The organism is Frankia sp. AvcI1, assembly GCF_001420875.1.
Classification (GTDB): Bacteria; Actinomycetota; Actinomycetes; order Frankiales; family Frankiaceae; genus Frankia; species Frankia alni.
In genome coordinates, this window is record NZ_LJFZ01000002.1 from 46,366 (window position 1) to 68,446 (window position 22,081).

Here is a 22,081-nt window from a genome sequence, read left to right on the forward strand (position 1 = left end):
GGCAGGTCGGTGCATTCGGCAGGTCGGTTCTCTCGGCATGTCGGCGATTTCGGCATGTCGGCGATTTCGGCAGGTCGGCCGACGCCCGATCATACATCCGGACCGTGCAGTCGATCGAGGGAGAAACAATGACCGAGTCCGTGACCTCCGCGGNGCGATCGCGGAGCCCGGAAACGGCTCCCGGTGGTCTCGTCGAGACCGCCGGGCCGGCCGGGGTGGCTGTCGTGGAAGAGGGGTACGACCCCCGCCTCCACAATGCGGACCTGGCGCCGCTGAAGGAACAGGGCTGGTCCGCCTACAACATCTTCGCCTTCTGGATGTCGGACGTGCACAGCGTCGGCGGCTACGTGACCGCCGGCAGCCTGTTCGCGCTCGGGCTGACGAGCTGGCAGGTTCTGGTCGCGCTGCTGGTGGGCATCACCATCGTCTATTTCTTCTGTAACCTCGTCGCTCGGCCGAGTCAGCAGGGCGCGGTGCCCTACCCGGTAATCTGCCGGGCGCCGTTCGGCGTCCTCGGGGCGAACGTCCCGGCCGTGATCCGTGGCCTGATCGCCGTCGCCTGGTACGGCATCCAGACCTATCTGGCCTCGGCCGCGCTCGACGTCGTGCTGCTGAAGCTCTTCTCCGGGCTCACCCCGTACGCCGACGTCCACCAGTACGGCTTCCTGGGTCTTCCGCTGCTCGGCTGGTGCAGCTTCGCGGTGCTGTGGGTCCTGNAGGCCNCCGTCTTCTGGACCGGGATGGAGACGATCCGCCGGTTCATCGACTTCTGCGGGCCAGCCGTGTACGTCGTCATGTTCGCGCTCACCGGCTACCTCATCTACCGGGCCGGCTGGGGCGCGATGAGCCTCAACATCGGCAGCGGGGACCACCACGGATCGACGATCTCCCTGATGCTCGGGGCGATCGCGCTGGTCGTCTCCTACTTCTCCGGCCCGATGCTGAACTTCGGCGACTTCGCCCGGTACGGGAAGTCGTTCGGCGCGGTCCGAAGGGGCAACCTGCTCGGTCTGCCGGTGAACTTCCTCGTCTTCTCCCTGCTGGTGGTGCTCACCTCGTCGCTGACGATTCCGGTGTTCGGCGAACTCATCACCGACCCGGTGCAGACGGTTGCCCGTATCGACAGCACCTTCGCCATCGTCCTCGGCGCGCTGACGTTCACGACGGCCACCATCGGCATCAACATCGTCGCGAACTTCATCTCGCCGGCCTTCGACTTCTCGAACGTCAGCCCNCAGCGGATCAGCTGGCGCGCCGGCGGCATGATCGCCGCCGTCGGATCGGTGCTCATCACCCCGTGGAACCTGTACAACAACCCGGATGTCATTCGTTACACGCTGGAGACCCTGGGCGCCTTCATCGGCCCGCTGTTCGGGGTGCTGATCTGTGACTTCTATGTGATCCGCCGCCGGGTCGTGGTGGTCGATGACCTGTTCACGATGTCCGAGCAGGGCACCTACTGGTACCGCAAGGGCGTCAACCCGCCGGCGGTCATCGCCACCGCGGTCGGTGCCGTCGTCGCGATGGTCACCGTGGTGGTGNCGTCCTCGGCGATCTCCTGGATCGGCACCGCGGGCCAGTACAGCTGGTTCATCGGCATGGGCCTCGGCCTGGCCGTCTACTACGTGCTCGCCCGACGTTCACCGATCACCGCGACCTCGCTGCGGCCCGCCCCCGTGCCGGCGCCGCGTGCGCCCCAGGCCAGCCAGGAACCGGCCGCCCGCTAGCCGCGATCCCCTGCCGGCGAACGATCGACCTGGACGGCCCGCGCCCATGCTCATCAGGGTCATCAACCCGAACACCACCGTCGCCATGACCACGCTGATCGACAAGTCCGCCCAGCTCGCGGCCCGTCCGGGCGTCCTCGTCGAGGCGGTCACGTCGGAGATGGGCCCGGCGTCGATCGAGAGCCACTACGACGAGGCCCTCAGCGTCCCGGGCATCCTCGCCGAGATCGCCGCCGGCGAGGAGGACGGCGCCGCCGGGTACGTCATCGCCTGCTTCGGTGACCCGGGGGTCGACGCCGCCCGGGAGCTCGCGGCCGGGCCGGTGCTCGGCATCGCCGAGGCGGCGATGCGGGCGGCGAGCTGCCTCGGCCGGGCCTTCAGCGTCGTCACGACCCTGGACCGCACCCGCGGCCGGGCCGCCGAACTCGTCGACCGGTACGGGTTGCGTCCGGTCTGCCGCAGCGTGCGGGCCTGCGACCTGCCGGTCCTGGCCCTCGACAGCGACCCGGGCGCCCCGGCCCGGGTGCTCGCCGAGTGCCGGGCGGCACGCGACGCCGACGGCGCCGACGTGATCGTACTGGGCTGCGCCGGGATGGCGGACCTGTGCGCCGCGTTGTCCGCCGACCTCGGCATCCCGGTGATCGACGGCGTGTCCGTCGCCACGGCGGCGGTCGCCGGCCTCGCCGGCCTCGGGCTGCGCAGCAGCGGCCGGGGCGAGTACGCCCCGCCGCCCCGCAAGCCGTACACCGGCCTGCTGCACGGCTTCGGCTCCTGACGCCCCGGTCCGGTTGTGGTCGTTCGGTCGGTTGCGGCGGTTCCAGCCGGCTGCGGCGGTTCGAGTCGTGGCGGCTCGGGGGGTTGGTTGCGGCGGCTCGGTCAGCCGCGGGGGACGTCCCGCCAGGGCTTTCCGGTGTCGACGCGGACGTCGCCGGGCAGCCGGAGCACCCGCTCGCCGAGCACGTTGCGCAGGATCTGCGACGTCCCGCCCTCGATGGTGTTGGCCCGGGCCCGCAGGAACCGGCGCTGCAGGCTGTCGGACGGATCGTCGTAGGAGTCGTAGAGGGTGCCCTCGGGGCCGAGCATCTCCATGCAGAAGTCGTAGATCTTCTGGTTGAGCTCGGCGCCGACGAGCTTGCCGATGGACGCCTCCGGTCCGGGCGGCCCGGCGGTGCGGGCGACGCGGGCACGCTCCCCGGTGAGCCGGTAGGCCTCGGCCTGCGTCCACAGGTCGGCCAGCCGCAGCCGCAGCGCCGGGCTGTGGAGGTCGGGCCGGTCCCGCCACAGGTCGAGCGCGTCGGCGATCGTGCCGGAGCCGCGGCCGAGCGCGGAGTCGCCGATCGCGGAGCGCTCGTTCATCAGCGTGGTCATCGCGACGTTCCAACCCTGGCCGACGTCGCCCAGGCGATGGGCGTCGGGGACGCGCACGCCGGTCAGGTAGACCTCGTTGAACTCGGCCTGGCCGGTGGCCTGCCGCAACGGCCGGACCTCGACGCCGGGGGCGTGCATGTCGACGATGAAGTACGTCAGCCCGCGATGCTTGGGCAGGTCCGGGTCGGTCCGGGCCAGCAGCAGTGCCCAGCTCGCCAGGTGCGCGAGGCTCGTCCACACCTTCTGCCCGTCGACGACCCAGTCGTCGCCGTCGCGCACCGCGCGGGTCGACAACCCGGCGAGGTCGGAGCCCGCGCCCGGCTCGCTGAACAACTGGGCCCACATCTGCTCGCCGGTGTACAGCGGGCGCAGCAGCCTCGCCCGCAGCTCGGAGTCGGCGTGGCCGTGCAGGGTCGGGCCGGCCATGCCGACGCCGATCGGGTTGTTCAGGAACGGGTCGGGCCGACCGCCTGCCGCCAGGATCGCGTCGGCGACCGCCTGCAGCCCGGCGGGCAGGCCGAGGCCGCCGAAGCCGACGGGGAAGTGCACCCAGGCCAGACCCGCGTCGTAGCAGGCGCCGAGGAACTCCGCCGTCGTCGCGGTCGCCGGGTCGAGGCCGGCGACCACTGCGTGGGCGGCCTGTTCGACGCGTGCCCGATCGTCCTGCGAATCCCCCGGCGCAGCCAGGGTGTTGGCCGTCTCGGCGCTCATCGCCGTCTCCCGCCTGTCGTCGTCACGTCGTGCCAAAGGTTGCTGGTGCCTGCGCGGGGCGCGGGCTGCGGCGGCGGGCTAGCGGCCGTCGGTGTCGTCGAGGACGAGCTGGGCCAGTCGCTCCTGGTGCGCCTCGGCGCCGCCGAACAGGGCTGCGTCGGTGTAGGCGCGCTTGAGATACAGGTGGGCGGGATGCTCCCAGGTGAAGCCGATCCCGCCGTGCACCTGCACGNCCATCGCCGCGACCTGGGTGAACGCCGTCGAGCACACCGACTGCGCGAGGCTCGCCGCGATGCGCGGGTCGTCGGTGCCCTCGTCGAGCGCCCACGCCCNGTGGTAGGCCACCGAACGGGCCTGCTCGACCAGCACCAGCATGTCGGCGCACAGGTGCTTGACCGCCTGGAACGACCCGATCGGCCGACCGAACTGCAGCCGGGTCCTGGCGTACTCGACGGAGAGATCGAGCAGGTACTGAGCGGCGCCGACCTGCTCGGCGGCCAGCAGCACGGCGGCGGTCTCCGCGGTGGTGGCGAGAACGGCCGCGGCCTCCGGCGCCGCGGCGAGCAGCCGGGCCGGGACGTCGTTGAAGCTGACGGTGGCCTGCCGCCGGGTGAGGTCCATCGTCGGCGTGGACTGCCGGACCAGCCCGGCGGCCTCGGCGCTCACGGCGAACAGCCCGACGGCGCCCCCGTAGCCGTCCTTGTCCCCGTCCACGTCCTTGCCCTCGGCCGCGCCGTCCCCGTCCGCGCCGTTCCCGTCCGTGCCGCCGATCGCCGCGGCGACGAGCAGCAGGTCCGCCGCGGCGCCGTCCAGCACGTGCGCGACGGACCCGCGCAGCGTGTACCCCGCGGTCGCGGCTCCGCCCGGGGAGGGAGTGCCGTCGGAGGAAGGGGTGCCGCCCGGTGCGGCGGTGCCGGGGCGGGCGGTGGCGGTCACGGTGACGGCGGCCGGGTCGAACCCGCCCCGGTGCAGCGGCGCCGCCAGCGCGGCGGTGGTGCGGCCCGCGACGAGCCCCGGCAGCAGCTCCGCCCGCGCCGCCTTGTCACTCAGGCCCCCCAGCGCCGTGGCACCGAGGATGATCGAACCGAGCAGCGGCCCGCACACGAGCGCCCGGCCCAGCTCCTCGATCACCACCGCCTGGGAGACCAGCCCGTCGCCGACGCCGTCGTACTCCTCGTCCGTGGCGAGTCCGAGCACGCCGAGTTCCTCGCCGAGCCGGGACCAGACGGCGGGATCGTGGCCGAGCGGCGAGGCCATCAGCCGCCGGACCTCCTCCTGCGGACTGACCTCTGCGGCGAACGCACGTACCGTCCGGCGCAGCTCGACCTGCTCGGCTGACCAGGCGAACTCCGAGCTCATGGGCCCTCCTCGCGCGGGGCGGAAGCAGTGGGTGAGGTCACGTGGTGTGGCATCCGTCACCGACTCAAACAGGTGGTGTGGCGCGCGGTCAAACAATTGCAGTGGATGGTCGGATTTCGGCCCGGCAGGCGGCTGTCCTGCCGGGACGTCTCACCGCCGGCAGGAGGCGGNCCGCCGCGACCTGCGGTCACCGGGATGTCGCTGACCGTTGCCGGACTCGGGCGTTGCAGACTGGGGCGTTGCAGACTCGGGTGCGCCGATGAGGGCCGGCCGGGGGATGACCCTGCTGGAGATGACCCGACTGGAGGGGACACCGGATGGCTCTGCACGGGAAGGCGAGTGGGTCGCAGGCGGAGCAGACGGTCGACGTGCGGCCGCAGCTGGTCCGGCCGGGGGAGGACGTGGTCGTCCCCCGGTTCCGGATCCCGCGGGAGTCGATCTCGCCCGAGACCGCCTACCAGATCGTTCATGACGAGCTGATGCTCGACGGCAACGCGCGGCTGAACCTGGCGACGTTCGTGACCACCTGGATGGACCCCCAGGCCGATCGGCTGATGGCCGAGTGCNCATCCAAGAACATGATCGACAAGGATGAGTACCCGCAGACGGCGGAGCTGGAGAAGCGCTGCGTCAACATCCTCGCGGACCTGTGGCACGCCCCCGACTCGGAGCATGCGGTCGGCTGCTCGACCACCGGCTCCTCCGAGGCGTGCATGCTCGCCGGCCTGGCGCTGCTGCGCCGCTGGCGGGCCCGGCGGCGGGCGGCGGGCGCCCCGGCCGACCGGCCGAACCTCGTCATGGGCGTCAACGTCCAGGTGTGCTGGGACAAGTTCGCCCGCTACTGGGACGTGGAGCCACGGCTGGTTCCGATGGCGCCGGGCCGCACGCACCTGACCGCAGACGAGGCCGCCGCACGCTGTGACGAGAACACGATCGGCGTCGTGGCGATCCTCGGCTCGACGTTCGACGGCAGTTACGAGCCGGTCGCCGAGATCGCCGCCGCACTCGACCGCCTGGCCGCCGCGGGTGGCCCGGACGTGCCGNTGCACGTCGACGGCGCGTCCGGCGGGTTCGTCGCCCCGTTCTGCGACCCCGAACTGGTCTGGGACTTCCAGCTCGACCGGGTCGTGTCGATCAATGCCTCGGGGCACAAGTACGGGCTGGTCTACCCGGGGGTCGGCTGGGTGCTGTGGCGCGACCGCGCCCACCTGCCGGACGAGCTCGTGTTCGAGGTGGACTACCTCGGCGGGAAGATGCCGACGTTCTCGCTGAACTTCTCCCGGCCGGGGGCTCAGGTCGTCACGCAGTACTACACGCTGCTCCAACTGGGCTTCGCCGGCTACCGCCGGGTGGCTCAGGCGTGCCGGGACAACGCCCGGTGNCTCGCCGACGAGGTGGCCCGGATGGGTCCCTTCGAGCTCGTCTCGGACGGCAGCGGGATTCCCGCGTTCGCGTTCCGGCTGCGCGACGAGATCACCGACTACACCGTCTTCGACATCTCCGAGCTGCTGCGTACCCGCGGCTGGCTGGTGCCCGCCTACCGGTTCCCGCCGGACCTGACCGACCTCGCCGTGCTGCGGATCGTGGTACGCCACGAGTTCAGCCGCGATCTCGCCGGGCTGCTCGTCGCCGACCTGCGCCGGGTCGTGGACAGGCTGAGCGGCGCCGGGCGGCCCCTCCCGCCGCCCCCGCCGGACGGCGAGGCGGCCTCCTTCCACCACTGACGACCTCGCGCGGCTCGCCGAGCCGTCGGCCGCCGCACCTGTCCGGAGGCCTCGGGCGTCCGATTTATCCCTCCGGATAGCCGGGAAATGTGCCGCGGATCGGTGCTGCGGCCCCGCCCGCTTATCCGGAGGCCTCGGGCGTCCGATTTATCCCTCCGGATAACCGGCCGGGGCGGGGGCGGGGGCGGGGGTTGCGGCGGGTGGGTGGTCAGGGGGCGGCGGTGAGGACGGGGCGCAGGGCGTCGAGGACGGTGGCGTCCTCGATGGTCGGCGGGACGGCGGGGGAGCGGCCGTCGGCGATCTCGCGCATGGTCCGGCGAAGGATCTTGCCGGAGCGGGTCTTGGGCAGGGCCGCCACCACGTCGACCCGCTGGAACGCGGCCACCGGCCCGATCTCCGCGCGGACGCGGGCGACCAGTTCCGCGGCGAGGGCGTCCGGCCCGATCTCGACTCCGGTCTTCACCACCACCAGCCCGCGCGGCACCTGCCCCTTCAACGCGTCCGCGACGCCGACGACGGCGCACTCGGCCACGGCGGGGTGCGCGGCGAGGACGGCCTCCATCGATCCGGTGGACAGCCGGTGCCCGGCCACATTGATCACGTCGTCGGTGCGGCCCAGNACGAACAGGTACCCGTCGGCGTCGACGTAGCCGCCGTCGCCGGTCAGGTAGTACCCGTCGAAGGCGGACAGGTAGGACGCGACGTACCGGTCGTCGTCCTCCCACAGGGTCGGCAGGGTGCCGGGCGGCAGCGGCAGGCGCAGGCAGATCGCGCCCTCCGTGCCGGCGGGGACGGGCTGGCCCGCCGGGTCCAGCACCCGCACGTCGTAGCCCGGCATCGGCATGGTGGGGGAGCCCGCGCGGGTGGGCAGCTGCTCCAGGCCGATCGGGTTGGCGCAGATGGGCCAGCCCGTCTCCGTCTGCCAGTAGTTGTCGATCACCGGGATGCCCAGGGTGGCGACGGCCAAGTCGTAGGTGGCCGGGTCGAGGCGTTCGCCGGCCAGGAACAGTGCGCGCAGCGACGAGCGGTCGTACCCGCGCACCAGGGCGCCCGCCGGGTCCTCCTTCTTGATCGCCCGGATCGCCGTCGGCGCGGTGAACAGCACGTTCACCCCGTGCTCGGCGACGACCCGCCAGAAGGCGCCGGCATCCGGCGTGCCCACCGGCTTGCCCTCGTAGAGCACGGTCGCCGCGCCGGCGAGCAGCGGGGCGTAGACCGCGTACGAGTGCCCGACCGCCCAGCCCACGTCGGAGGCCGCCCACATGACGTCCCCCGCCCGGACCCCGTAGATGGTGCCCATCGACCAGGTCAGGGCGACGCCGTGGCCGCCGTTGTCGCGCACGATCCCCTTCGGCCGGCCGGTCGTGCCCGACGTGTAGAGGATGTAGAGCGGATCGGTGGCGGCGACCGGCACGGGCGGGTGCGGCGCCGCGGCGGCCAGAGCCGCGTCCCAGTCGTGGTCCCGGCCGACGACCATCGAGCAGCGCTGGCGGTCCCGCTGGACGATGAGGGTCGCGGCGGGAGCGTGGGCGGCCAGCGCGATCGCCTCGTCGAGGATCGGCTTGTACGCCACCAGCCTCGTCGGTTCGATGCCGCAGGAGGCGCTGACGACGACCTTCGCCTGCGCGTCGTCCATCCGGGCGGCGAGCTCGGCCGCGGCGAACCCGCCGAAGACCACGGAGTGCACCGCGCCGAGCCGGGCGCAGGCGAGCATGCTCACCACGGCCGCGGGGATCATCGGCAGGTAGATGATGACCCGGTCGCCGCGGCCGACCCCGAGCGCGGCCAACGCCCCGGCGGCGCGCGCCACCTCGTCGGTCAGCTCGGCGAAGGTGAAGCGGCGGACCGTGTCGGTGACCGGCGAGTCGTAGATCAGCGCGAGCGCGTCGCCCCGGCCCGCGGCGACGTGCCGGTCGAGGGCGTTGGCGCAGGTGTTGAGCTCGGCGTNGGGGAACCAGCGGGTGAACGGCGCCCTGGTGGCGTCGAGGATCCGCCGCGGCGGCCGGGTCCAGTCGAGTGCCTGTGCGGCGTCCGCCCAGAACCCCTCGGGATCGTTCGCGGCTCGGTCGTACTCCCGTTGGTATGCGCCCATGACCGGCATCCTCCCGCGCCCGGCGACCGCCGGAGCGCATTCCCGCCACCCGGTCGCCCACCGCCTCGAGCGGCACACCGGGCGTGCGGGGTGCGGCCCGGGCCTGCCGCGCTGATCATGACTTCGGCCCAGGTGGTGGTGTTACGTTCCGCGCAAAAGCGAATCGAGACAGGGAGAGCAGCCATGACCAGACCGTTGGAGGGCGTCCGGGTCCTCGACTTCTCCGAGCACGGCTTCGTGCCGTCGGCCGCCGCGGCGCTCGGCGACTTCGGTGCGGACGTGGTCAAGATCGAGCGGCTCGCCGGCGACGCCATGCGCCGGATCATCGCCAGCGGCATGGTCGCCACGAAGGACGGCTACGACTTCCAGTTCGAGCTGTTCAACCGCAACAAGCGCGGCATCGCGTTAGACGTCGAGCAGCCCGCGGGGCGCGAGATCTTCGAAAAACTCGTGCGCTGGGCCGAGGTGTACATCACCAACCAGCTTCCCCGCGTCCGCCGCAAGCTGCGCACGGAACCGGCCGACATCTTCGCGCTGAACCCGACCATCGTCTATGCGCGTGGGCACGGCCAGGGGCAGCGCGGACCCGACGCCGAGGCCGGTGGTTTCGACGGGGTCTCGTACTGGGCGCGCGGCGGCGTGGCCCACGTCCTGACCGACGCGGACGCGACGCGCCCGACCAAGCAGCGCCCGGCCCTCGGCGACGGCCCCAGCGGAATGTTCCTCGCCGGCGGGATCTGCGCCGGGCTCGTCCACGTGGGGCGGACCGGCAAGGGCATCGTGGTCGACACCTCCCTGCTCGGCTCGGCGGCGTGGACGCTCGGGCCCGATCTGGCCTACACCACCCTGGCCGGCGGGCAGATGNCGATGGCGGCCGACGAGCAGATCTCGCCGCTCGTGCGCCAGTACCGGACCGTCGACGGCCGGTGGGTGTCCCTGATGATGATCGACGAGGCGCGTTACTGGGAGCAGGCCTGCCGGGCGCTCGGCCTGGACGATCTCGTCCCCCGTTTCCCCGACCCGGCCTCGCGCCGAGCGGGCTGGCCGGTGATCCACGAGCGGATCAATGCGGTGATCACCNCACTCGACCACGTCGAGCTGGAGGCGAAGCTGCGCGCCCAGGGGTGCATCTTCTCGTTCTTCGCGACCCCGATGGAGGTCGTCGCCGACCCGGCGGTGGTCGCCAACGGCTATCTCATGCAGCACCCCNAGCATCCCGACGTCCGGCTCGCGGCCGCTCCGGTGCAGTTCGACGACGAGCTGCCGGCGGCCCGGCGCGCTGGACCGACCCTGGGCCAGCATTCCCGCGAGGTCCTCACCGAGCTCGGCTACGGCGAGACGGAGATCCTCCGCCTGCTCGACGNCAAGGTCATCGCCGAGCCCTGAGCACCGAGCCCCTGCCGGGATGCGCCGACCAGAGCGTGGGTAGGNCCTGGTCACAGGCGTTCCGCGGCACCGATGCCACCCGGTCCACAGTCCCGCCGCGGGTCCGAACCGTGGGCTCACCGTGGCCTCCGGGTGGCGTCCCGCCGGGCGACGAGAAAAAACTGTCGGTGGTGGGGTCCAGGGNGGTGGCACGGTTCGCAGCACTCGAAGGAGTCACCATGCCCACGCGAGACAACATCCCCGCCGGCGCCCCCTGTTGGGTCGACCTGATGACCTCCGACGCCGCCGGTGCCAAGGCGTTCTACGGTGAGCTGTTCGGCTGGGCGGCCGAGGAGCCCGCCCCCGAGTTCGGCGGCTACACCAACCTCACCAAGGACGGCGTCCGCATCGGCGGTCTGATGCCCAAGCAGCCGGGGATGGACGCCCCCGACGGCTGGTCNGTCTACCTGTCCACGCCCGATGCGGAGAAGACCGTCGCCGCCGCGACCGAGCACGGCGGTGGAGTGATCGTCGGGCCGATGGCCGTGGCCGACCTCGGTGTCATGGCCGTGGTGACCGACCCGGGCGGCGCGGCCATCGGCCTGTGGCAGCCCGGCACGCACAGCGGCTTCGGGGTCGCCGCCGAGCCGGGCGCGCCGGGCTGGTTCGAGCTGCTCACCCGGGATTACAACGCCGCGGTCCCCTTCTACCGTGATGTCTTCGGCTGGGATGTCCACGTCGCCGCCGACACCCCGGAGTTCCGCTACTCGACCTACGGGCCCGGCGACGCCGNGCACGCCGGGATCATGGATGCGAGCGGTTTCCTGCCGGACGGCGTGCCGGCGCACTGGTCGGTGTACTTCGCCACGGCGGACACGGACGCGACGCTGGAGCGGGCCGCCGCGCTCGGCGGCTCGGTCGTCCTGCCGGCCGAGGACACTCCGTATGGTCGCCTCGCCGCGGCCGCCGACCCCACCGGCGCCGTGTTCAAGCTGCTCGGGCCGAACGTCTCGACGCCTGCCGCGAGCTGAGCCCGCCGCGACCGGTTCTAGGCGGCCGCCGGCTCGGCGCGCAGCAGGCCGGCGAGGACCGATCCGGCGTGGCGGATGCCCACGTCGTCGACGTCGAGGTGGGTGACGATCCGCAGGGTGGTCGGGCCGGTCGCGCCGACCAGCACGCCCTGCTCCGCGGCGCTGCGGGCGAACCGCGCGGCGTCGGCGACCTCGACGAGGACCATGTTGGTCTCGACCTGCTTGGGGTCCACGCGGCCGGGCGCGGCGTCGGCGAGCAGCGCGGCGAGCTCGCCTGCCCGCCGGTGGTCCTCGGCGAGGCGTTCGAGGTGGTGGTGCAGCGCGTGCAGGCCCGCCGCGGCCAGCACGCCGGACTGGCGCATCGCGCCGCCGAGGCGCCGGCGCCAGGTCCGGACCTCGTCGACCCGGCCGGCGTCGCAGATCACCAGCGATCCGACCGGGGCGCCGAGCCCCTTGGACAGGCAGACCGACAGGGTCGTGAACGGCTCCGCGAGCCGGCGCGGCTCGACGGCGCCGGCCACGGCCGCGTTCCACAGCCGGGCGCCGTCGCAGTGCAGCGCGATGCCGGCGGCGGTGGCGAGGTCGCGGAACTGGTCCAGCCGGGCCGGCGCCCAGACCCGCCCGCCGGCCCGGGCGGCGGTGTTCTCCACGGCCAGCACGCTTGTGCGGATCATGTTGTAGTTGCCGCCGACGCTGTGCGAGCGGATTGCCGCGGCGACGTCCGCCAGGTCCGCGGTGTCGACGAGGCCGGGCAACGTGCGGGTCTGGAGGCCGCCGAGCGCGGCCAGGCCGCCCATCTCGTAGGNCACGATGTGGGCCTCGGTGTCGGCGATGATCTCGGTGCCGACCTGGGCGCTGGCGCGCAGGGCGACGAAGTTGGCCATGGTCCCGCTTGGCATGAACACGGCCGCTGCGTGGCCGAGCAGGTCCGCGGCGTACTCCTCCAGGGCCCGCACCGACGGGTCCTCGCCATAGTGGTCGTCGCCGACCTCCGCCTCCGCCATCGCCCGGCGCATCGCCGCGGTCGGCCGGGTCACCGTGTCGCTGCGCAGATCGACCGGCCCGGCCGGCCTGGCCGCCGGTCGAGCCGCCGACCGCGAGGCCGACGCGGCGATCTGGTCGCCACCGCCCGTCGCGTCGGGCCTGGGACTACCGTCACGGGAAGCGTCGATGGTCACGGCTGGCGATGCTAGTGGCCACGCCCCGACTTATCCCGGTGGAGCAGACAGACGACGCCGCTCCCCGCGGTCCTGAGGTCCCGGCGGCTCGGGGGTCCAGACGGCGGAGGGCACTTCGGCGCGCAGGGTGGGGGCGACCTCGGCGAAGAAGCGTTCCAGGTGGGCGCGGGTGGTGGCGGGGTCGGTGAGGAAGAAGCCCTCCACTCCGATGCCGAGGACCTGGTTGCCGAAGCGCCGGTGCAGGTCGAGCAGCTTTTCGATGATCTGGTCGGCGGTGCCGACGAGGGCCGAGCCGTTGTCGATGAAGTCCTCCAGCGAGCCGAACGGGAAGTGGTTCTGCCGGGCCACCGGGAGGTCGCGGAACGCGGCGAAGGCGGGGCGGGCGAGTGCGAGGGCGTCCTGCGAGCGGTCGGTGATGACAGGGGAGTGCACGCCGAGGGCGAGCGGCGTGGCGGCCGGGTCGTGATCGTGATGGACGAGCCGGTCGCGGTAGCGCTGGACGAGCGCGAGGTAGTGATCGGTGCGGCGGAAGCCGTTCGCCGAGTACAGCGGATCGCCCCAGCGGGCGGCGAGGTCGCTCGACCGCTCGCTGGACGCCGAGCCGTGCCAGACGCGCGGCGCCGGCTGCTGCAACGGCCGCGGGCGGGTCGTCGCCCCGTGCAGCGGTGGGCGGAAGCGGCCCGTCCAGGTCACGTTCTCCTCCCGCCACAGCCGGCGGAACAGCTCGTAGTTCTCCGCCAGCCGATCCCAGAGCTCGGCGGCGTCGACGCCGAACATGCCCGGTGAGACCGGATCGTTGCCCTTGCCGATGACCAGGTCGAGGCGCCCGTCGCTGAGCTGGTCGAGGGTGGCGTACTCCTCGGCGGCGCGGACCGGGTCGGCCAGCGAAAGCACGGCGACGGTGGTGACCAACCGGATCCGGCTGGTCCGAGCGGCGATGTGGCCGAGCAGTACGGCAGGGGCGGACGACAGGAACGCGGGATTGTGCCGCTCGCCGACGCCGAACGCGTCGTAGCCCACGCCCTCGGCCCAGGTCGCGAGGTCGACCAGAGCCCGCAGCCGCTCCTGCTNGTGCTCCGCCGCCGGAGACGACCGCGTCGCCGTCGCCGTCGTGGTCACGGCAGCGCCGCCGACATCGCGCGCCGCCAGCGTGCTGGCCAGGAACTTCACACTGCTTCCCCACTGTTGCGCACGTCGGGCGATGCTGGTCAGAAGCCCAGCGCCGCGCGGATCAGGACGATGGTGGCGCGGTCCGGGAAGGCCTCCCGCTCCACGATGGTCACTCCGATGCGGGTCGATGGCTCCTTCTGGTAACTGGATCGATTCTGCGGAACCATCGAGTGCCTCGGAAGACGGCACTATTTTCTGCCTCGGTGACGTGGAGGTAACCATGCGCGCGAAGTCCGCCGTCGGCGACGGGGGTGGCCCGAGTGGCGATGGGGATGGCCCGAACGGCGGCGTGGCCGGCCGGAAAGGCAGTGTGGTCGGCCGGAAAGGCGGCGCGGTCGGCCAGAACGGTGGCGGGCCGGTCGACACGCGGGCGGCGACGGTTCTGGCGATCCGCGACGACGCGACGTGCCGGGTCCGCGAGATCCTCGACCGGGTCGGCGACAAGTGGACGCTGGCGGTGGTCAGCGAGCTCGGCCGGGGCAGCCACCGTTTCACCGAGCTGCGGCGGGCCGTGCCGGGCATCAGCCAACGCATGCTGACCTCGACCCTGCGCGGGCTTGAACGCGACGGCCTGGTCCGCCGGACCGTGCATCCGGTCGTCCCGCCGCGGGTCGACTACGAGCTGACCGAGNTCGGCCGGACACTGCTCGACACGGCCTGGGCGCTGATGAGCTGGGCTCTGGAGCACATGGACCAGATCGACGATGCCCGGCAGGAGTACGACGGGCGCCGGGAGTACGACGCAGGCCGGGAGTAGGCCGGGCGTTGACCTCAGTTGCCGGTCAGTAGCGGGGCCAGCCGTTCGAGCTGGTCGACGGCCGCCGGGAGGTCGGCGGCGAACGGGTGGACGAGCACGTGGTCGGCACCGGCGGTCAGGTGGGCGCCCAGCCGCGCCGCCACGGCGGCCTCGTCCCCCCAGGCGAGGATGTCGTCGACCAGCCGGTCGCTGCGTGCGCCGGACAGGTCCGCGTCGCCGTAGCCGAGGCGCCGGTAGTTGCTGGTGTACGGGGACTCCGCGGCTCCCGCCCCGGCGTTGAAGACGGCGCGCAACCGTCCCCGAGCGGTCGCCGGGTCGGCCTCGAGCGTCACGGCCTGATGCGGGATGACCAGCCGGTCCGGGCCGACGGCGGCGCGGGCCGCGGCGGTGTGCGCCACCGGCTGCAGGAAGGGGTGCACCCCGTCGGCGTGGTCGCGGGCGAGCCGGTGGGCGCGCGGTCCCAGGGCGGCGAGCACCCGCGGGTAGCGCGGCGCGGGCAGGAGCCAGGCCGCGACGTCGTCCACCGCCCGCAGGTAGTCGCCGAGCGCGGTCAGCGGGCGTGACCCCTGCTGCCCGCCAAGCCCGAGCACGAACCGGTCCGGATACGCCTCGGCGAGGGTGGCGGCCCCGGTGTGCATGGTGGCCGGCTCGCGGACGGTCACGTTGGCGATGCCGGTGCCGACGACGATCCGCTCGGTCGCGGCCAGCATCAGCGCGTGCTGGGTGAACGCCTCCCGGCCACCGGTCGGCGCGCCGGCCGGTGGTTCGGCGCCCCACAGCGAGCCGTAACCCAGGCGCTCGATGCGGTCGAACTGGCGGCGCTGGACCGCCACCGGCGTGGCGAGCAGGGTGGCCGCGGCCAGCCACACGCCGTACCGGCCGAGCCGTCGGCGCGTCTCGGTGACCACCCGCGCCGTGCTCACCGCCCCGACCGTCGCCGCCTGCGTGCCCGCCGTCGGCCCCGTCGCCGTGTTCACCGTCGTCATCACCGCTCCCTCGTCTGCTGGCGAGCTAACCGGAGGCTGCCTCCGATCTGTGGTTCACCACCATAGTGGAGGTAGGCTCCGGTTAGCCACGTCGAGGCGGCACCGGACCGGGGGTGGGAGCGTGGGTGGCGCGAGCGGGACACGCACCATGCGCGCCGATGCCCGCCGCAACTACGAGCGGCTGCTGGCGGAGGCCCGGGTGGCCTTCGCCGAGCACGGCACCGGCGCCTCGCTGGAGGACATCGCCCGCCGGGCCGGCGTGGGTACGGGCACCCTCTACCGGCACTTTCCCGCCCGGGAGGCGCTGCTGGAGGCGGTGTTGCGCGAGGAGTTCCAGCGGTTGACCGCCTCCGCCGGCGAGGCAGCGGCCGCCCGGCCCGCCGGCCCGGCGCTGCTCGCCTGGCTGCGTGAACTCGTCGCCTTCAACGGCACCTACCGCGGGCTCACCGCGGCTCTCATGCAGCCCCTGCTCGNCCCCGCCAGCGAGCTGCACGCCGCCTGCGAGGCGATGCGCACCGCCGGCGGCGATCTGCTCCGCGCCGCCCAGCAGGCCGGGCGGATCCGCCCCGACGTCACCGTCCTAGAGCTGTTCACCCTGGTCAGCGGGCTGTCCTGGGCGCACGAGCAGACCTCGGCGGCCCTGCCCGGCAGCCTCGCCCCTGACCGCCTGCTGCATCTGACCGTCGAGGGGTTGGCTCCCCGCCCCGCGCAGTCCGGGGTCATGCAGTCCGGGGTCATGCAGTCCGGGGCCATGCAGGCCGACGCCGGGCGGTAGGCACCCGAGGCCCCGTGGCCTCGTCCTTCCGTCGCCCGGACCCGAGTGGTGACGTCCGGCGGGGCGGCATTACCTCGCGCGTAATCGACGGGATCCGCGGGCGTCCGGAGGATCGGGCGCGGCGGGGAGGTTCCCTCGCCGCCACCGATCCGATCCGTTCTCGGCATCAGACGGCCGGCCGCTCGCGCGGGCGGCAACGCCGTGGGGATGCCGGCTGCTCTGGGAGATCCGTGACATCGTCTACGCCTGCTCCGCCGCGGACCGACGGTGCGCGGACGGCCGGCTGGCTGCCACTGGTCGTGGTGCTCGCCGGCACGTTCGTCACCTTCCTCGACTTCTTCATCGTCAACGTCGCGCTGCCGTCGATCGAGANGGACCTGGCCGCCGGGTCGGCGACGCTGTCGCTCGTCGTCGCCGGCTACGGGCTCACCTTCGCGGTCGGAATGGTCACCGGGGGGCGACTGGGTGACCTCCANGGCCGGCGCCGGATGTTCCTGGTGGGGCTCGCGCTGTTCACCCTCACATCGGCGGCCTGCGGCCTCGCCCCGAACGCCGAGGTGCTCGTGGTCGCCCGGTTCCTGCAGGGCGCGTCCGGCGCGCTGCTCACCCCGCAGGTGCTGGCCATCCTCGGCATCCTCTACGTCGGGCGGCGCCGGGGGCCGGCGTTCGCGGCCTACGGGTTCGCGATGGGGATCGCCGGGGTCCTCGGCCAGCTCATCGGCGGCGCGCTCATCGAGGCGGACCTCGCCGGCTCGGGCTGGCGGGCCGTGTTCCTCATCAACGTGCCGGTCGGTCTGCTCGCCATGCCCGCGGCCCGGCGCGTCCTGCCGGAGTCGCGCGGACCGCGGGCGCGGCTGGACCTGGCCGGCGCCGCGCTCGTGACCGCGGCCGCGACCCTGCTCATCCTGCCGCTGGTGGAGGGGCGGGAACGCGGCTGGCCGGGGTGGGTGTGGTGCTGCCTGGCCGCCGCGCCGGCCGTGGCCGCCGGGTTCGTCGTCCGCCAGCGCCGGCTCGCCGCCCGCGGCGGGGCGCCGCTGATCGACCTCGGCCTGTTCCGGCATCGCGCCTTCGCGGTCGGCACGTGCGTCGCGCTGGGGTTCGCCCTGATCCCGAGCTCGTTCTTCTTCGTCCTCGCGCTCGACCTCCAGCAGGGACGCGGCTACGGCGCACTGTTCTCCGGGATCGTCTTCGCCGCAGTCGGCGCCGGCTACATGCTGGCGATGTTCCTGGCCGGCCCGCTCGGCGACCGGCTTGGTCACCGGGTCCTCGCGGTGGGCGCCCTCGGTGTCGCCGCGGGCGGCGCGCTGCTCGTGGCCACCGCGTCGGCGGCGAGCGCCCTCGCCCTGGTCCCCGGGCTCGCGGTGACCGGGCTCGGCATCGGCCTGGTGCTCGTCCCGCTGTCCTCGACGGTGCTGGCGGGGGTCGACCCGCGCCACGCGGGCGCCGCGGCGGGGGTGCTGGCCATGGCGCAGCAGATCGGCGGCGCGCTGGGGGTCGCCGTGATCGGCGTGGTGTTCTTCGGTGCCGGGACGGCCGAGGGTGCGTTCACGGCGAGCCTGTGGGTGCTGGTCGTCGTGGCCGTCGCCGTGGCCGGTCTGACCCGGCTGCTGCGTCCACGCGCAACAGCCGGGTGGAGTGGCCGAGTGAGGGCGGCGGGGGCCGAGCCAGGCCCTGCCTCGGCCCCGACGCCGACCGGACGGGTGACAGGTGCGGGATCAGCCGCCGAACAGGCTGGCCGAGTCCACGGTCCGGTAGTCGGTCGCCCTGGTGCCCTTGACCGTGGCGACGACCGAGCCCGTTGAGCACAGCGCCTTCAGGTTCGGGATGGCGGTGCCGTCGCAGGTGAACGTCAGCCNGTCGCCGGCCGGCAGCACGACGTCCTTGGCGGCCTTCAGCGTGCTGGTCACGGAGGCGGGGGTGACGTCTCCGGTGAGGCCCTTGAGCGCGCGGACGAGACCCAGCAGGTTCTGGTAGCCGGTCACTGCGTAGCCGTCGAGGGCCGTCTTCGGCGCGTACTTGCCCATCACCGTCCGGTAGAGCCGAGACTCGGCGTTGTCGCCTTCGGTGTCGCCCGGGGTGAACAGCGTCGCGCCGTCCAGCGCGCCGGGGGCGGCGTCCTCGACGGTCTTCGACAGGCACGGCTGGATGACGAACTTCGGCTGGGTGGCGTTGACCGCGACCAGGCTCTTGAGCACCGTGCTGCAGAAGGTCCCCTCACCGACGAGGATCACCGCGCCGGGCTTCTTGCCGATCGCCGCGGTGACCTGNGAGGTGGCATCCGGCGTGCCGACCGGGATCGGGACGATGTCGAGGCCGACGCCGGCCTTGGCGAAGACCGGCTTGCCCAGGGCGTTCGCGCCGGCGGTCACCGCGGGAGCGTCCGTGACGAACAGGGAGACGCTCTTGTAGCCCTTGTCCTTGGCGGTCTGCGCCATGACGCCGAGGGTCGCCGGGAAGCCGCCGGTCCAGGAGAAGGCGCCGTCGGTGACGAACTCGGCGCCGCTGGCGGCCACGCCCGTCGTGTAGGGGATCCTGGCGCCGGTGATGACCGGGACCATCGAGTCGGCGAAGGCCGTGGTGCCGATGTTCACGGCGGTGACCTTCTGCTCGACCATCTCGTTGGCGCAGGTGCGGGCGGAGGCCGCGTCCTCCTGCGACTTGCAGACGACGAGCTGGACGGGTCGCCCGCCGATGCCGCCGAGGTAGTCGTTGGCGTAGGCGGCGGCGGCCTGGGCGCCCTCGCGGACCTCGGGCAGGGAGATCGCGCTGCCGCCCTCCGCGGTGATGAAGCCGACCTTCACCGGCGCGCCGGCCGCCTTCGTGCCCGGCGGCAGCGTCGCGGTCGAGCCGGCCGGCGAGGCTGTGCCCGCGCTGCCCCCGCCCGCGCCTGCACTGCCTCCGTCACTGCCGCACGCGGCCGGTAACAGGCCCAGGCCGACGGCCAGGAGCGCCGCTCCCACCCGCGCTCGGCGCGGACTCCTCCCCCACACACCCGTGCTGCCCACAGCCCCTCCATCTCGTCCCACGCGGCCCGTCGGAAGGGCTCGGCGGCGAGAACCGGGTATGTTACCCAGCTCACATGGTGAGCTATGTTATCCAGGTAATAAATCCGGTCAAGGGGAAGCGGGGGCAGGCACCGAAGGCTCACCCGGCGGGGTCGCCGTCCTCCAGGTAGACGGGCAGGTGCGGGGCGGCCAGGCAGGCGGCGATCCGGCGGGCCAGCCGAGCCGCGGCCCGCTCGGCGACCTCGGCGGCTGTGCAGTACCGGGCCGAGCGGATCTCCTCAGCCTGTAGCGCGAGCGCGTCCACCGGGATCGGCGGACCGTCCACAGCGAACAGGAACCGCAGCGCGTCCGCCCGGCGCGGGGTGGCGGCGAGATGATCGACGCAGATCAGCCGCCCGACCGGCAGGTCGAGCCCGAGCTCCTCGCCCAGCTCGCGCTGCGCGGTCTGGCGCGGGGACTCGCCGGGCTCGGCGATCCCGCCGGGGACCTCCCAGTTCGGCTTGTACGTCGGCTCCACCAGCAGCACGCGCCCGGCGGCGTCGCGCAGCAGGCAGCCGGCCGCCACCGCCTTCCTCGACCGGGCCACGACGTCGTCGAGCAGCGCTGTCATGGCCGCACGTTACCGGTGATGGTCAGGCCATCCGGCCCGAACAGGGACTCGCTGGCCGGCCGGGCCAGCCGGCCGCGGTCGAGGACGACGAGGTGGTCGGCGCGGGCCGCCAGCCGCAGGTCGTGGGTGATCACCAGGACGGTCCGGTCGGCGGCGAGNCGGNGCAGGGTGCGCAGCAGCGGCTCGGCCGCGGTGTCGTCGAGCCCCGCCGTCGGCTCGTCGAGGACCAGGACGGGGGAGTCGCGCAGCAGCCCCCGCGCGAGCGTGACCCGCCGTCGCTGGCCGCCGGACAGCCGCCGGCCGCTCTGCCCGAGCGGCGTGTCGTAACCGTCGGGCAGCCGGGCGGCGAACCCGTCCACCCCGGCGGCCCGCGCGGCGGCGGCCACACGCGCGGGGTCGGCGTCCGGCTCGCCCCAGGCGATGTTCTCCCACAGCGTCCCGTCGACGAGCGGGCTGTCCTGGGCCACCACGGTCACGGCGCGGCGCAGCGAGGCCAGGGTCACGCGGCGCAGGTCGTGCCCGTCAAGCAGGATCCGTCCGGCCGACGGGTCGTGCAGGCGAGTCAGCAGCCTGGTCACCGTCGACTTCCCGGCGCCGCTGCCGCCGGTAAGCACCGTCAGCTCGCTGGGGCGCAGGGCGAACGAGACGCCGTCCAGCGCCGGCCCGAGCGCGTCCGGATAGGTCAGGTGCACGTGCTCGAACCGGAGATGGCCACGGACGCGCCCCAGCGGTCGGGCGTCCGGAGCGTCGGCCACCTCGGCGGGGTGGTCGAGCACCTCGGCGATCCGCTCCCCGGCGGCCACCGCCGAGCCGACCGCCACGACGAGCTCACCGAGCTCCTGCAGCGGGCCGTACAGGTAGCCGAGAAAGCCGGCGAAGGACAGCAGGCCGCCGACGGTCAGCCGCCCAGTGGCGATCTCCCAGCTGCCCACGCCGAGGACGGCCAGCACGAAGACGGTCTCCAGCAGGCTGGCCAGCACGGCGTTCGCCGCAGCGAGCCGGTNGGCGGCGAACCGGGCGTCGCGCCAGGCGGCACCGTGGTGGCGCAGCCGGCGCAGCTCGTGGGCCGCCATCCCGTGGGTCTGAACCAGGGCGCTGGCCGCGATGTTCTCCTCGGCGACGGCGGCGATGCGGCCCTCGGCGGCCCGCTCGGCGTGCGACACCGCCCGCACCCGGCCCGCTAGCCGGCGGGTGAGCAGCCAGTGCAGCGGCGCCGCCGCGCAGGCCAGCAGCGCGAGCTCCCAGCACAGGACGAAGGCGGCCGTGGTGAAGCACACCACGCCGCAGCCGGTGGTGACGGCCTGGACCAGACCGGTGCCGACGAGCTCGTCGACGGCGTCCACGTCCGAGCCGAACCGGGTCAGCAGGTCGCCGGCCGGCCGCTGGGCGAAGAAGGTCGGCGAGAGCACGTGCAGGCGGGCGAGCATCGCCTCGCGCAGCCGTCCCAGCAACCGTCCTGACGCCCTCGCCTCCAGGAGATGGCCCGCGTAGCCGCACATGCCGCCGGCGATGGCGACGGCCAGCCACACCGCCGCCGGGGCACAGAACTCCCGGGGGGAACCCTGGACGAGCGCCCGGTCGGTGAGCCGGCCGAAGAGCCACACCGTGACCGTCTCCGCGGCCGTGCCGGCGAGCAGCAGCGCCGCCGCGCCGAGCAGCACACCGCGCTCGGGACGGACCAGGGGACGCAGCCGGCGCACCACCCGGCGGGTCGCGGCGGACCCGCCGCCTGCCACGGTCGACCCGCCGCCTGCCACGGTCGACCCGTCGCGTGCGGCGTGTCGCGCCGGCATTCCCACCGCCTTTCCCGGGTCGGCCCGGGGTGCGGTGTCATCACCGCACCCCGGGCAGGAATTCGAATCGCTGTTACCTGTGTGATGGCTTCCTGGGGAGCGGATGGGGCTGCTGCCGGCGCGGCCTCTTCGGCTTGGGAGGCAGCGGAAGAATCTTCTTGATCGGCATTGTTGAAATCCTTTCCTCCGGGCCGGCGGTATCGCCGACGAATGGACACGCTAGTGGGCTCGCGGGAGATCTGGCTGTGGATTTCCTGGGCATTCCTGTGTGTTGCTGTGATGCGGGCATCACATTGGGTGCCCCCGGCTGTCGCCGCCCGGACCGCCCGACGACCCCGACCGCCCGACGACCCCGACCGCCCGACGATCCTGACCGCCCGACGACCCGGGCGGTCGGCGGCCCGGGCGGTCGGCGACCGGCGTTCCGGCG

Annotated in this window: 12 protein-coding genes and 27 pseudogenes; 21 read left to right on the plus strand and 18 right to left on the minus strand. The window is 73.4% G+C overall.

Translation table 11 applies throughout. The features are described 5' to 3' along the window. Nucleotides 1-224: 224 nt before the first annotated feature. The 5 genes and pseudogenes from UK94_RS37425 to UK94_RS02410 form a co-directional block, all read left to right on the plus strand. Nucleotides 225-716: cytosine permease (locus tag UK94_RS37425; protein WP_313949442.1), on the plus strand; the 492-nt coding region annotated here is incomplete at its 3' end. Between the two features lie 7 nt (nucleotides 717-723). Then, nucleotides 724-1,234 (plus strand): annotated as a pseudogene (locus tag UK94_RS37430) (cytosine permease); the annotation flags it as partial. 1 nt (nucleotide 1,235) lies between these two features. After that, a pseudogene (locus UK94_RS37435) lies at nucleotides 1,236-1,541 on the plus strand (cytosine permease); the annotation flags it as partial. Between the two features lies 1 nt (nucleotide 1,542). After that, nucleotides 1,543-1,727 (plus strand): annotated as a pseudogene (locus UK94_RS72620) (NCS1 family nucleobase:cation symporter-1); the annotation flags it as partial. A gap of 46 nt (nucleotides 1,728-1,773) precedes the next feature. Then, entirely contained in the window at nucleotides 1,774-2,502 is a 729-nt protein-coding gene (locus UK94_RS02410) for an aspartate/glutamate racemase family protein (RefSeq protein ID WP_011601634.1), read from the plus strand. Nucleotides 2,503-2,603: 101 nt separating this feature from the next. On the opposite strand, the gene UK94_RS02415 is transcribed toward UK94_RS02410, so the two are convergent. From UK94_RS02415 to UK94_RS02420, 4 genes and pseudogenes are all read right to left on the minus strand, one after another. After that, a complete protein-coding gene (locus tag UK94_RS02415) occupies nucleotides 2,604-3,806 on the minus strand; it encodes an acyl-CoA dehydrogenase family protein (RefSeq protein ID WP_055748565.1) in 1,203 nt (400 codons plus the stop codon). A 78-nt stretch (nucleotides 3,807-3,884) separates the two neighbouring features. Next, nucleotides 3,885-4,038, minus strand: a pseudogene (locus UK94_RS37440) (acyl-CoA dehydrogenase); the annotation flags it as partial. 1 nt (nucleotide 4,039) lies between these two features. Then, nucleotides 4,040-4,138 (minus strand): annotated as a pseudogene (locus UK94_RS37445) (hypothetical protein); the annotation flags it as partial. A gap of 1 nt (nucleotide 4,139) precedes the next feature. After that, nucleotides 4,140-5,165: pseudogene (locus tag UK94_RS02420) on the minus strand (acyl-CoA dehydrogenase family protein); the annotation flags it as partial. 317 nt (nucleotides 5,166-5,482) lie between these two features. Between UK94_RS02420 and UK94_RS37450 the strand changes: the two are divergent. The 4 pseudogenes from UK94_RS37450 to UK94_RS37465 all read left to right on the plus strand — a co-directional run. Then, a pseudogene (locus tag UK94_RS37450) lies at nucleotides 5,483-5,731 on the plus strand (glutamate decarboxylase); the annotation flags it as partial. Nucleotide 5,732: 1 nt separating this feature from the next. After that, nucleotides 5,733-6,208, plus strand: a pseudogene (locus tag UK94_RS37455) (pyridoxal-dependent decarboxylase); the annotation flags it as partial. A 1-nt stretch (nucleotide 6,209) separates the two neighbouring features. Further along, a pseudogene (locus UK94_RS37460) lies at nucleotides 6,210-6,546 on the plus strand (pyridoxal-dependent decarboxylase); the annotation flags it as partial. A gap of 1 nt (nucleotide 6,547) precedes the next feature. Beyond that, nucleotides 6,548-6,889 (plus strand): annotated as a pseudogene (locus UK94_RS37465) (glutamate decarboxylase); the annotation flags it as partial. Nucleotides 6,890-7,097: 208 nt separating this feature from the next. Here the strand turns inward: UK94_RS37465 and prpE are convergent. The 3 pseudogenes from prpE to UK94_RS37475 all read right to left on the minus strand — a co-directional run. Continuing rightward, nucleotides 7,098-7,508 (minus strand): annotated as a pseudogene (prpE, locus tag UK94_RS37470) (propionyl-CoA synthetase); the annotation flags it as partial. Nucleotide 7,509: 1 nt separating this feature from the next. Further along, nucleotides 7,510-8,836, minus strand: a pseudogene (locus UK94_RS02430) (AMP-binding protein); the annotation flags it as partial. Between the two features lies 1 nt (nucleotide 8,837). Further along, nucleotides 8,838-8,990, minus strand: a pseudogene (locus UK94_RS37475) (acetyl-coenzyme A synthetase N-terminal domain-containing protein); the annotation flags it as partial. Between the two features lie 174 nt (nucleotides 8,991-9,164). Here UK94_RS37475 and UK94_RS37480 point away from each other — a divergent pair. From UK94_RS37480 to UK94_RS37505, 6 genes and pseudogenes are all read left to right on the plus strand, one after another. Continuing rightward, nucleotides 9,165-9,845: CoA transferase (locus UK94_RS37480; protein ID WP_235486258.1), on the plus strand; the 681-nt coding region annotated here is incomplete at its 3' end. A 1-nt stretch (nucleotide 9,846) separates the two neighbouring features. Then, nucleotides 9,847-10,061 (plus strand): annotated as a pseudogene (locus tag UK94_RS37485) (CoA transferase); the annotation flags it as partial. A 1-nt stretch (nucleotide 10,062) separates the two neighbouring features. After that, a pseudogene (locus tag UK94_RS37490) lies at nucleotides 10,063-10,190 on the plus strand (CoA transferase); the annotation flags it as partial. A gap of 1 nt (nucleotide 10,191) precedes the next feature. Next, nucleotides 10,192-10,344 (plus strand): annotated as a pseudogene (locus tag UK94_RS37495) (CoA transferase); the annotation flags it as partial. Nucleotides 10,345-10,909: 565 nt separating this feature from the next. Further along, a pseudogene (locus UK94_RS37500) lies at nucleotides 10,910-11,138 on the plus strand (VOC family protein); the annotation flags it as partial. Between the two features lies 1 nt (nucleotide 11,139). Further along, a pseudogene (locus tag UK94_RS37505) lies at nucleotides 11,140-11,377 on the plus strand (VOC family protein); the annotation flags it as partial. A gap of 17 nt (nucleotides 11,378-11,394) precedes the next feature. On the opposite strand, the gene UK94_RS02445 reads toward UK94_RS37505, so the two are convergent. The 5 genes and pseudogenes from UK94_RS02445 to UK94_RS72635 all read right to left on the minus strand — a co-directional run. Beyond that, nucleotides 11,395-12,182: GntG family PLP-dependent aldolase (locus UK94_RS02445; protein WP_235486260.1), on the minus strand; the 788-nt coding region annotated here is incomplete at its 5' end. 1 nt (nucleotide 12,183) lies between these two features. Then, nucleotides 12,184-12,492: pseudogene (locus UK94_RS72625) on the minus strand (beta-eliminating lyase-related protein); the annotation flags it as partial. A 93-nt stretch (nucleotides 12,493-12,585) separates the two neighbouring features. Then, the coding region (locus UK94_RS02450; protein ID WP_268761190.1) for an LLM class flavin-dependent oxidoreductase at nucleotides 12,586-13,625 on the minus strand (1,040 nt) is incomplete at its 5' end. Nucleotide 13,626: 1 nt separating this feature from the next. Continuing rightward, nucleotides 13,627-13,725 (minus strand): annotated as a pseudogene (locus UK94_RS72630) (hypothetical protein); the annotation flags it as partial. A gap of 38 nt (nucleotides 13,726-13,763) precedes the next feature. Further along, nucleotides 13,764-13,892 carry a hypothetical protein gene (locus tag UK94_RS72635; RefSeq protein WP_256788085.1) on the minus strand — a complete coding sequence of 43 codons (129 nt, stop codon included), beginning with the start codon at nucleotides 13,890-13,892 and terminating at the stop codon, nucleotides 13,764-13,766. A gap of 53 nt (nucleotides 13,893-13,945) precedes the next feature. Here UK94_RS72635 and UK94_RS37515 point away from each other — a divergent pair. Beyond that, a partial coding sequence (locus tag UK94_RS37515; RefSeq protein WP_235486262.1) for a helix-turn-helix domain-containing protein occupies nucleotides 13,946-14,356 on the plus strand: 411 nt, incomplete at its 3' end. A 1-nt stretch (nucleotide 14,357) separates the two neighbouring features. Next, nucleotides 14,358-14,482 (plus strand): annotated as a pseudogene (locus UK94_RS37520) (transcriptional regulator); the annotation flags it as partial. A 14-nt stretch (nucleotides 14,483-14,496) separates the two neighbouring features. Here UK94_RS37520 and UK94_RS02460 read toward each other — a convergent pair. After that, a complete protein-coding gene (locus UK94_RS02460) occupies nucleotides 14,497-15,468 on the minus strand; it encodes a TIGR03620 family F420-dependent LLM class oxidoreductase (RefSeq protein ID WP_083866673.1) in 972 nt (323 codons plus the stop codon). Nucleotides 15,469-15,616: 148 nt separating this feature from the next. On the opposite strand from UK94_RS02460, the gene UK94_RS37525 reads away from it, so the two are divergent. The 4 genes and pseudogenes from UK94_RS37525 to UK94_RS02470 form a co-directional block, all read left to right on the plus strand. After that, nucleotides 15,617-15,941: helix-turn-helix domain-containing protein (locus UK94_RS37525; protein WP_235486264.1), on the plus strand; the 325-nt coding region annotated here is incomplete at its 3' end. A gap of 604 nt (nucleotides 15,942-16,545) precedes the next feature. Then, the coding region (locus UK94_RS72640) for a hypothetical protein (protein WP_268761198.1) at nucleotides 16,546-16,615 on the plus strand (70 nt) is incomplete at its 3' end. 1 nt (nucleotide 16,616) lies between these two features. Beyond that, nucleotides 16,617-16,718 (plus strand): annotated as a pseudogene (locus UK94_RS37535) (hypothetical protein); the annotation flags it as partial. Nucleotide 16,719: 1 nt separating this feature from the next. Continuing rightward, nucleotides 16,720-18,045, plus strand: a pseudogene (locus UK94_RS02470) (MFS transporter); the annotation flags it as partial. Nucleotides 18,046-18,099: 54 nt separating this feature from the next. On the opposite strand, the pseudogene UK94_RS37540 reads toward UK94_RS02470, so the two are convergent. The 5 genes and pseudogenes from UK94_RS37540 to UK94_RS37555 all read right to left on the minus strand — a co-directional run. Beyond that, nucleotides 18,100-18,510: pseudogene (locus UK94_RS37540) on the minus strand (ABC transporter substrate-binding protein); the annotation flags it as partial. Between the two features lies 1 nt (nucleotide 18,511). After that, a pseudogene (locus UK94_RS37545) lies at nucleotides 18,512-19,269 on the minus strand (ABC transporter substrate-binding protein); the annotation flags it as partial. Between the two features lie 118 nt (nucleotides 19,270-19,387). After that, nucleotides 19,388-19,858: an NUDIX hydrolase gene (locus UK94_RS02480; protein WP_041938676.1), complete on the minus strand. Its 471-nt coding sequence runs from the start codon at nucleotides 19,856-19,858 to the stop codon at nucleotides 19,388-19,390. Between the two features lie 163 nt (nucleotides 19,859-20,021). Continuing rightward, nucleotides 20,022-20,861: pseudogene (locus UK94_RS37550) on the minus strand (ABC transporter ATP-binding protein); the annotation flags it as partial. A gap of 1 nt (nucleotide 20,862) precedes the next feature. Continuing rightward, nucleotides 20,863-21,651: pseudogene (locus UK94_RS37555) on the minus strand (ABC transporter transmembrane domain-containing protein); the annotation flags it as partial. Nucleotides 21,652-22,081 lie beyond the last annotated feature (430 nt).

Bases quoted from the DNA above. Each gene is read 5' to 3' on its own strand.
- UK94_RS02480 (WP_041938676.1), bottom strand. From the start codon at position 19,858: ATGACAGCGCTGCTCGACGACGTCGTGGCCCGGTCGAGGAAGGCGGTG.
- UK94_RS02415 (WP_055748565.1), bottom strand. From the start codon at position 3,806: ATGAGCGCCGAGACGGCCAACACCCTGGCTGCGCCGGGGGATTCGCAG.
- UK94_RS02460 (WP_083866673.1), bottom strand. From the start codon at position 15,468: ATGACGACGGTGAACACGGCGACGGGGCCGACGGCGGGCACGCAGGCG.
- UK94_RS02410 (WP_011601634.1), top strand. From the start codon at position 1,774: ATGCTCATCAGGGTCATCAACCCGAACACCACCGTCGCCATGACCACG.
- UK94_RS72635 (WP_256788085.1), bottom strand. From the start codon at position 13,892: ATGGTTCCGCAGAATCGATCCAGTTACCAGAAGGAGCCATCGACCCGC.